Genomic DNA, 8886 nt, shown 5'->3' on the forward strand with positions numbered 1-8886 from the left:
GGATCCCTTGACGCGCACTGCGTGGCGTCAAGGGATCCACCCGTTCGGATATCGAGAAGGACGCTATTTCCTCAGGGCATCCGCATCTTCGACGAGCAAATCGTCGAACTTCTCAAGATCTTCGCTGAGACCTGCGTACACTTCAGGCTTCTTCGACTTGAGGAACGCGCCGTAGACGATGCCGCCGACGACCGCGAGCACGAGTATCCACGGCAGCACGACCACATAGGTTTCCTCGGAACCTGCGACGAGCGGGAACTGCACAACCGCCATGATGCTGAAGACCGCTAGTGCGATAAAGCCAATGCCCGGCGCGATCAGGGTCGTCCAGAGCCGCGGGTCGCGCTTCTTGCGGAAGTAGACGACGACTGCAAGGGCGGCAATCGCCTGCACAATGATGATCGAGAGTGTCGCAAAGCCGAGACCCACCGGAACGAGCGTGAGGATTGATGGCTGATCCGGGAACGCGAAACGGAAGATCGCCGCGATGCCCACTGCGAAAATCAGGTTGGTGAGCAACGCGCGCTGCGGCGCTCCCTTCGAGTTGGTCTTAGCCAGCCACCGAGGCAGCACACGTGCGCGACCAAGCGAGAAGAGATAGCGTCCGGCCGAGTTGTGGAATGCCAGTTGTGCGGCGAAGAGGCTGACAACCACCAGCACGAGGGCGATGACGACGAAAGCGGGCCCAAGATGCTTGTCGATAAGCGTCTGGGTGAGATCGCCCGCCTCGAGATGCTCAAGTGCCGTCGACTGCGCGACCTCGGGGCCGATCGAACTGACGATCGCCCACGCGGCAAAAGCATGCATGAGGCCAATGATGATGATGGCAGCGTAGGTCGCTTTGGGAATGGTCTTGTGCGGATCCTTCGCTTCCTCACCGAAGAGTGCAGTCGCTTCGAAGCCAATAAATGCGGTGGCGCCGAGCAGCAGCCCGATCCACAGCGATCCGCCCATGATGACTCCGGGGGTAAACACCGAAACATTGAAGCCCTGCTCGAAGAGCACCGAGAACCCAAACACGAAGACCATGATGATTTCGAGGACGAGTGCGATACCCAGAACGATGGCGCTCACGTGGATACCCGAGATGGCGAGCAGGAATACGACTACGAAGAGGACCACACCGGTCCAGAACCAATCAAGCGTGAACGCCGGACCGAAGAGTTCGGGCAGGACGACCATGCCGGCGAAGAAGCCGATGGTTCCCATGGCGCCGGCCACGAAGGCGTTGTAACCGATCGTGGCAATGATTCCAGTGATAAGGCCCGCGGTCTTGCCCAGGCCTTTCACTGCGATTGCGTAAAAGCCACCAGCGTTGGTCAACTCCTTCGTGATCTGTGCGTAGCCGATCGCAAAGAGCAGCAGGGCGGCTGCGACCAAAAGGATCGCCACGGGAACACCGCCGCCATTGCCCTGCGCGATGGCGAGCGGGAGCACCACAATGAGCACCGTGACTGGAGCCACTGCAGCGAGTACGAGAAAGACGATCGAACTTACTCCGAGCTGGTTGCGTGCCAACACCTCGGTCTGTTTTTCAGACAACAGAACTCCATTCGAATGAGTTGTGGTGAATATCGGGAGTGAACCACACGGCCAGTCGCGCCTCTAGACCTCAAGGTCGCCCCTTACAGTGCAGGTCGTGAGTCAACCAACCTGACCGTGCAGCATCTCTAGCTCCCGGACTAATAAAGCCAGTTTGGACCGGAAGCAGCGGTTCCGGCTTGTCAATCCGTGCATGAAGTTAGACAATGCGTGCCCTAACTGGTCGGGGCTGATTCGCAGGCGGGGCGGCGGCAGCCCCTTATGCCGGGAAGGACGAACGGCCGGTGAAGCCGAAGTCGGAGAGCAGGTTAACCCCGTTGACCGCCCGCGAGCGGTATGACGCCAGGTAGCTGACCGTCCAGGCAATGTCTTCGGCTGACTGCAGCGGAAAGGACGGTTGGTCCAGGGCCTCGTCGCCCAGGCCGCGGCGGGCCAGCGGTGTATCGACAATGGACGGGCACACACTGTTGACCCGGATCCCGTGCTCGTCGAAGAGTTCGACGGCGAGGGCGCGGGTCATCTGGACCAGAGCGCCTTTCGACGCGTTGTACGCAAGCATGCCGGGCACCGCGACAAAACCGGAGTCAGAGCCGACCATTGTCACGCTGCTGCCCGCGGACTTCTTGAGGTATGGCAGGGCATGCTTGACCGCCAGGAAGGTACCGACAACATTGACGTCGAGTACTTCGCGGAAGCTCTTCGCTGTGACGTCCTCGCAGGCCGCTCCCATTTCGCCTTCGATGCCGGCGCAGGTGACGAGCGCGTCGAGACCGCCGAGCTGTCCGGCCAGATCGGTCACCGCCCGGTCCACCTGTGAATCTTCGGCGACATCCGCGCAGACTCCGGCCGCCCGTCCTGGTCCTGTGCTGCCCAGTTCGGCCAGCGCTGCTTCCAGTCGGCTCGGATCGCGTCCCATGATGCCGACGTCGGAACCCGTCTGAACAAACAGTTGCGCCACTGCCAGACCGATTCCAGAGGAACCGCCGGTGATGAGGACGCGCCGGGGGAGCTGGGTCCCGGCTGATGGTGACACTGACATGCGTACTCCCGCTTTCGTCCACTTGTTGGGTGTGTCGGCGTGCTGACGCGGACGTGAGTCAAATTACTCACAAAATCAGTGCAACGGAAGAGCAGTCTAGAAATCAGACTAACAGTCTGGTTCCTATACTTTTCGGTCTTGATTCTATTTTTCCTGAACTGGCGTTATAGTCGGTCCAATCGGTCCATCTCCCGTCCAGACAAGGAGTCCCCATGACGCAGCTGACTCGTGATGAAGCCGTGGCCATCGCCCGGAACGCCCTGCCGATGTTTGGCATTGGCACCGGCGCCGCCATTGACTTTGTCAAGCAGCGCGAGAACGTCGTTTTTCGCGTGACGGACGCCGGGGGCTCCTATGCGGTGAGGATCCATAGGCCCGGGCACCGAACAGACGAGGAAGTCCGGACCGAGGGGGCCTTCGTGGCGGCGCTGCGCCAGTCAGGCGTTCCCGTTTCGGATGTGATGCGGACTGTTTCCGGCGGTGTTTTCGCCCAGGTGGCTGGCAGCGACGGCGAGGCTTACCAGATTGATGCCCAGCGCTGGGTGGACAACAGCAGCCCGCTTGGTGATGCAGGTGATGCCTGGATGGGGACCGATGCGCTGACTGTCGGGGTTTTCTCGCAGCTGGGGGAAATCTGTGCCCGGTTCCATAGCGCTTCCCGGCGCATCGGGAAGATCCCCGGCTATTCGCGGCCGGCGTGGGACGTGAACGGTCTGACCGGACCCGCGGCGTTGTGGGGCGACCCGCGGCGGCTTGCTGGGACAGCTGAGGACCGCCACCTGATCGATACCGCGGAGAAGCGAATCCGTGAGCGCTTGCTCAGTCTGGGGACTGCGCCCGAGTTCTATGGCGTTATCCATGCCGACTTCACGCCGGAGAACGTGTTGGCCGCCGGCAGCGACTTCGTTCTGATCGATTTCGATGACTTTGGCGAGGGCTGGTGGCTTTTCGATTTGGCCACCATCTTGTTCTGGTACCACCGGCATCCCCGGGCCGAAGACTATCGGGCCGCCCTCCTGGACGGTTACCGCAAAGCGGCCGAGATTCCACAGCCGGCCCTCGACGAATTGGATACCTTCGTTCTGGCGAGGGCGCTCACGTACCTTGGGTGGGCCGCCGATCGTCCTGATGATGAAACGAGCAGTTTCCTTCGGGCCGAAGTCCTGCCCGTCGTCGTCGAGATGTGCCGCGACTACACGGGCATGACGGCAGAGGTACCTTCCGCGGGACAGACAGCGGGCGACCAGGAATTGCTAAACCGCCGAGCGGCAACCATCGGGCCCTATTCACCGCTGTTCTATGACCGGCCGCTGCACCTGATCTCGGGGGAAGGGGCTTGGGTCGTCGACGCCGAGGGGAGGCGCTATCTGGACGCGTACAACAATGTCCCGCAGGTCGGCCACGCGAATCCGCGCGTGGCCGAGGCGGTGTGCGCGCAAATGAAGACGCTCAACGTCCACACGCGCTATCTCAGTGAGCCGATCGTAAACTATGCCGAGCTGCTCCTGCGCACCTTCGACGCCCCGCTCGACCGGGTGTACTTCACCAACAGCGGTTCCGAATCAAACGAACTGGCACTGCGCATTGCACGGCACATGACTGGCCGCACCGGCGTGATCGTGACGGACCACAGTTACCACGGCAACACCATCAACCTGGCCGCGCTCACCACAGGCCTCACGGTTTCGGAACCGTTCGGGGATCACGTGCGGACCATCCACGTTCCTGACCTTGACGGGGAAGGCCCAGCCGGCCAACCCGGCGATGTGCTGCAGGCAGCCCTGGCCGCAGTCGATACCGCCATAGCCTCGCTGCAGGAGTCGGGCCACGGGGTCGCAGCGCTCCTTATTGAGCCGGCATTCTCCACCGAGGGGTTGCCTCGCGTGCCGGAGGGCTACCTTGAGGGCCTAACCGCACGGGTCCGGGCAGCCGGAGGGCTGGTGATCGCGGACGAGGTGCAAACCGGCCTCGGGCGGTTGGGCGATGATTGGTGGGGCCATCAGGCCACGGGAATCAAACCCGATGTGGTGACCCTGGGCAAGCCGTTGGGCAATGGCTATCCGCTGGGCGGAGTCGTCACCACCGAGCACATCCTCGAATCATTCAGCAGCACCAACATGTATTTCAATACATTTGCGGGCACACCTGCTGCAGCCGCTGCCGGCCACGCCGTGCTCAACGAGATCATCGACCGGCGGCTGGTTGCCCGTGCAGGTGAACTCGGTCGGCATGTAGCGGCGCGGCTGGGCGAGCTCGTCGAGCGCCATCCGCGGGCAGCAGCGGCCAAGGGGCGGGGCCTGTTCTTCGGACTGGCGCTCGTCGACAGCGCCGGAAGGCCCGACGGAGATCTGGCTAAGCGGATCGTCGAAGCTTTAGTGGGCGCCGGCATCCTGATCAGCCGAATCGGACCGAACGAGAACATTCTCAAGATCCGTCCGCCGCTGGTGATCGAACGGGACGAACTGGACCGGGTTATCGACGTTCTGGACGCCGCGTTACTGGCCGAAGCCGGGCAGCCGGCGGCGCGGGTATGAGCGCCGCGGAACAGGATTACACCACCATGAGCCGCGCTTCCGGGGAGGGGACCGTACCGGAACTGCCAGAGCACCCGCTTCCGCTGCGGAAGCGGCAACAACTTCGCACCCGCCAAGACCTGGTGCGCGCGACGATCGACATCATCGATGCTGCAGGCGCCAAAACCGCCACCATTGATCGGATCACGGCACGCGCCGGAACATCAAGGGCAACGTTGTATGCCCATTTTCCGGGCGGACGGACGGATCTGATGTCCGAGGCCTACAGGACCATCGGGCAGGATCTCATCGACGCTGCGGAGCGCGATGCCGCCGGCCGGGACGATTGGATTGAGAAGCTCTGCGCCTACCCGCGGGCGATGCTCGACTTGGCTGCCCGCCGTGAATTGAGCCTGTTCTACAACGTCTCCGGCCCCCAGCACTTCGGCATCGGCAGGCGGCGGGGCAGCGCGTCGAAGCATACGCTGGATACTTTTGTCCGCGAGCTTCGCAACGCCCAGGACAAGGGCGGCCTCCGCGCCGAACTCGACATCGAGGCCATTGCCGGCCTGCTAATCGGAGCCATTCGGGAAGCAGGCATCGATGCCTCCCGGGATCCGGGCACGGCCCCGCAGAACCTGGCGGCGTTCCGCCAGCTTCTGGAAGCCCTCGCGGGCCGCTAAAGGCAGGCGTCGTCCGTTCCGCACACTTCCTAGCAGGCAGGCCCGCACATGGTTCGGTCCTGCCTGCTCCGTTCCCAGTTCTGGGTTCCCACCAGCCCTGAGTCCGCCACGGTGTCCTGCTGCTCGCCGGTGCGCAGACCAGATCACCTTCGAGATATGTCTTCAGTATCTGGGTCCGGTGGATGGCTGCGGGTGCTTCCTGGAATTGTGCAGCCGGGTCGCGGGTGAAGGCGGCGACCGCCTCGTCAATGCCGATGGATTGGGCGGAATTGAGTTCGCCCTGAACCGCCTGATTAAGGATGGCGCCGAGTGACCATGGTCTCCATCCGGCGTTTGCGCATGCCAGTTCCGGTTGGAGGGCCGGGTGCGGGCGCTGAGTGCTGGCGGAGCCGCGGGCTGCTGCCGCTGCGGGAAGCGGTACGGTCAGCCTCGCCGGTACGTGCTCGGCGGCACGCCGAACGCACTGCGGAAGACGCGGCTGAAATGGGCTGCATCGGTGAATCCCCAGCGGGTCGCGATGGCACCTACGGAGCGGTCGGCCTGCAGCGGATCGCGCAGGTCGCGGCGGCAGCGTTCGAGCCGGCGGGCCCGGATCCATCCGGCTACGGTGGTACCGGCGTCATGGAAAATGTTGTGCAGATGCCGGGTGGAGATGAAATGGGCGTCGGCGACGGCTGCCGGGGACAGCTCCGGATCACCCATGTTTGCTTCGATGTGCTGGCGGATCCGCGCGAGCAGCTGGCCATGGTGGCCGCGCTGCGGGCCGTTCCCACTGTGCAGTTGGCTGTCGAACAGGGTGGCCAGGAGGTCTACCGCGTTATGCGCCAGCCGGTGGCCGCTGGGGCCCGACAGCAGCTCAAGGTTTTCCGCTAGCTGCACCATGAACGGGCTGATCATCCGGCCAATGCCGGCGTCCCCGGCCATTCTGACAGCTGTCAGTTCGGCTACCGATTCGGTGGGCAGATCCAGCGCGTCGTGCGGGAACATCAGCACCAGGGTGCGGAAGTCGTCGTCGAACTCCAAGGTATAGGGCCGATGCGTGTCATAGACGGCTAGGTCTCCCGGGCGCAGCGTTGCTTCCCGATTGTCCTGGACTAGGAGGCCGGCGCCGGACAGTTGCAGGTTGAGCTTGTAGTAGAGCCGGTCAGACCCGGTGATCAGCGCCGGGGTGCGCAGCACCTTGTGGCTGTTTGCAGTCACTTCCACCACGGACAATTCGTCCAGGACACGCGAACGCAGCCGGCCGCGGAACCCATCGGGGGAGTCAGTGCGGGCCTGTAAGGGAACGAAGGACTCGGAAATCAGCGTGTTCCACTCCGCGAACGAACGTGCTTCGGCGACCTGCACCACGGAAGGGCAGGAAGGCGCGGCTGGTGCGGAAGGCGCAGATGGCGCGGGAGGCGCCGACGGCTTGGCACCGATGACGTCGCCGGCGGTCCGGGATTGGCTGTGGGTGGTGCGTTCGGGAAGCGTAAGCGTCACGGTGGCCCCTTCGCTTGGAACCTGCTTCTAGTGTGTCCTGCGACACAGTCTCCATACCATAGCCCCTGCTAGGCCGTGTTGTCATCTATTTTCCACAACCGGCGAAAAAAGAATGCGGCTCAGGATTCTGCTGAGACCATCCGGAGCCAGCTGTCCAGATGTTCGGTCAGCTGCTCGGGGGAGTGGTGTTCCGGGGTGAGGGTGGCGGTGATCTGCGCACCCAGCAGGAAGGACATCAGCTGCCCGGCCAGCACGTCGTCGCTGGCGTCCGTGCGGACTGCGCCGGACGCGCGCGCCTCGGCCAGGAAACGCATGAAGTCCGCACGCCAACGCTCCATCGACTCCGAGTGGAGCCGGGCCTTGTCCGGGTCGGCGAGCGCCTTTTGCCAAAACGGAATGACCAACCGGGCCTCGCTGATGGTCACGTCGGTGACTGGCAGGACTTCCAGGCAGTATCTGCGCAGGGCATCCAGGCCGCTGTGGCCGTCGACGGAATCGGCTACCCTGCGGTTGGTCTGGTCGAAGACGTAACCGAAGGCGAAGGCCAGCAGGTCGTCCTTGGTGGGGAAGTAGGGCTTGAGGGCGCCGTTGGCAAAGCCTGCTTCGGCGGCGATTTCGCGCATGGTGGCACCGTCGATGCCGTACCGGGCGATGATCCGCCACGTGGCCTGGACCAGCTCGATCCTGCGTTGGTCGTGGTCCACGATCTTCGGCACCGGCCGCCTCCTGATAAAACGTGCGTAGAAAAAAACCCTTGCCATGCATCCTACTGAGGGTTATTCTCTACGAACATAGAAAAAAGAACGTGGTGTCGCTCACAGCTTCTACCGGCCCGCGTTTTCCCAGCCGTTCGTGAAAGGCCCGCTATGACCACCGCTGCTGCCGCCACTGCTGCCTCCTATGCTCTGGCCACCGCCGAAGAAATCACCGCCGTCCGTGCCCTCCTGACCGGGGCGGGGCTGGCGGGGGAGAACACCCGCTTCGCCTACCTCGGGCTGCTGGACCCGCCGCGCCGGGGCGGCGAAGCGCTGGAGGACCGGCGCTTCCGGGCCTTCCTGCTAGATGTCATGGGTGCCGCGCCGAAGGACGTGACCGTCTCCGTCACTTCCGGCAGGGTCCTGACGGTCACCGAGCTGGATACCTCGGTGACCGGCGAGTTGCCGGTGCTGGAGGAGGAGTTCGAGGTTGTCGAAGCGATCCTCTCCACCGACGAGCGTTGGCTGAATGCGATCGCGGAGCGCGGCCTGGAGATCGACAAGGTGCGGGTGGCCCCGCTCTCTGCGGGCGTGTTCGAGTACCAGGAGGAGAAGGGTCGGCGGATCCTGCGCGGCTTGGCGTTTTACCAGAACTTCCCCGAGGACAGTGCCTGGGCGCACCCGATCGACGGGCTGGTCGCGTACGTGGATGTGGTGAACAAGACGGTGGACCAGGTGCTGGACTTCGGCGCCATGCCCGTTCCGGCCGAGCACGGCAACTACACGGATCCGCAGCTGACCGGCGAGCTCCGCACCACCCAGAAGCCCATCGAGATCACGCAGCCGGAGGGCCCCAGTTTCACGGTCACCGGCGGCAACCACATCGAGTGGGAGAAGTGGTCCTTCGACGTCGGCTTCGATGTCCGCGAGGG

The 8886-nt window shown here is 63.6% G+C and carries 6 protein-coding genes and 1 pseudogene; 3 read left to right on the forward strand and 4 right to left on the reverse strand.

Annotated elements, in window-relative coordinates:
• Positions 1–63: 63 nt before the first annotated feature.
• Entirely contained in the window at positions 64–1542 is a 1479-nt protein-coding gene (locus tag AC5RWT_RS31280) for an APC family permease (RefSeq protein WP_494083613.1), read from the reverse strand.
• A 259-nt stretch (positions 1543–1801) separates the two neighbouring features.
• The gene (locus AC5RWT_RS31285) at positions 1802–2581 is read right to left on the reverse strand and encodes an SDR family NAD(P)-dependent oxidoreductase (RefSeq protein WP_494083614.1); all 780 of its coding nucleotides are present in this window, start codon (positions 2579–2581) and stop codon (positions 1802–1804) included.
• 212 nt (positions 2582–2793) lie between these two features.
• Here AC5RWT_RS31285 and AC5RWT_RS31290 point away from each other — a divergent pair, with 212 nt between their 5' ends.
• Together AC5RWT_RS31290 and AC5RWT_RS31295 are read left to right on the forward strand one after the other, a co-directional pair.
• Positions 2794–5115 (forward strand): aminotransferase class III-fold pyridoxal phosphate-dependent enzyme, encoded by a 2322-nt coding sequence (locus AC5RWT_RS31290; protein ID WP_494083615.1) that lies wholly within the window; start codon positions 2794–2796, stop codon positions 5113–5115.
• On the forward strand, positions 5112–5777 hold the full coding sequence (locus AC5RWT_RS31295; RefSeq protein ID WP_494083616.1) for a TetR/AcrR family transcriptional regulator: 666 nt from the start codon (positions 5112–5114) through the stop codon (positions 5775–5777). Before AC5RWT_RS31290 ends, AC5RWT_RS31295 begins: the two co-directional genes overlap by 4 nt.
• A gap of 423 nt (positions 5778–6200) precedes the next feature.
• Here the strand turns inward: AC5RWT_RS31295 and AC5RWT_RS31300 are convergent, their stop codons facing one another.
• A complete protein-coding gene (locus tag AC5RWT_RS31300; protein ID WP_494083618.1) occupies positions 6201–7127 on the reverse strand; it encodes an AraC-like ligand-binding domain-containing protein in 927 nt (308 codons plus the stop codon).
• A gap of 251 nt (positions 7128–7378) precedes the next feature.
• A complete protein-coding gene (locus tag AC5RWT_RS31305) occupies positions 7379–7975 on the reverse strand; it encodes a TetR/AcrR family transcriptional regulator (protein ID WP_494083617.1) in 597 nt (198 codons plus the stop codon).
• Between the two features lie 150 nt (positions 7976–8125).
• Here AC5RWT_RS31305 and AC5RWT_RS31310 point away from each other — a divergent pair.
• Positions 8126–8886: pseudogene (locus AC5RWT_RS31310) on the forward strand (primary-amine oxidase); the annotation flags it as partial.

It is taken from the genome of Arthrobacter sp. Dra40 (assembly GCF_059091905.1).

Bases quoted from the DNA above. Each gene is read 5' to 3' on its own strand.
- AC5RWT_RS31285 (WP_494083614.1), bottom strand. From the start codon at position 2,581: ATGTCAGTGTCACCATCAGCCGGGACCCAGCTCCCCCGGCGCGTCCTC.
- AC5RWT_RS31290 (WP_494083615.1), top strand. From the start codon at position 2,794: ATGACGCAGCTGACTCGTGATGAAGCCGTGGCCATCGCCCGGAACGCC.
- AC5RWT_RS31295 (WP_494083616.1), top strand. From the start codon at position 5,112: ATGAGCGCCGCGGAACAGGATTACACCACCATGAGCCGCGCTTCCGGG.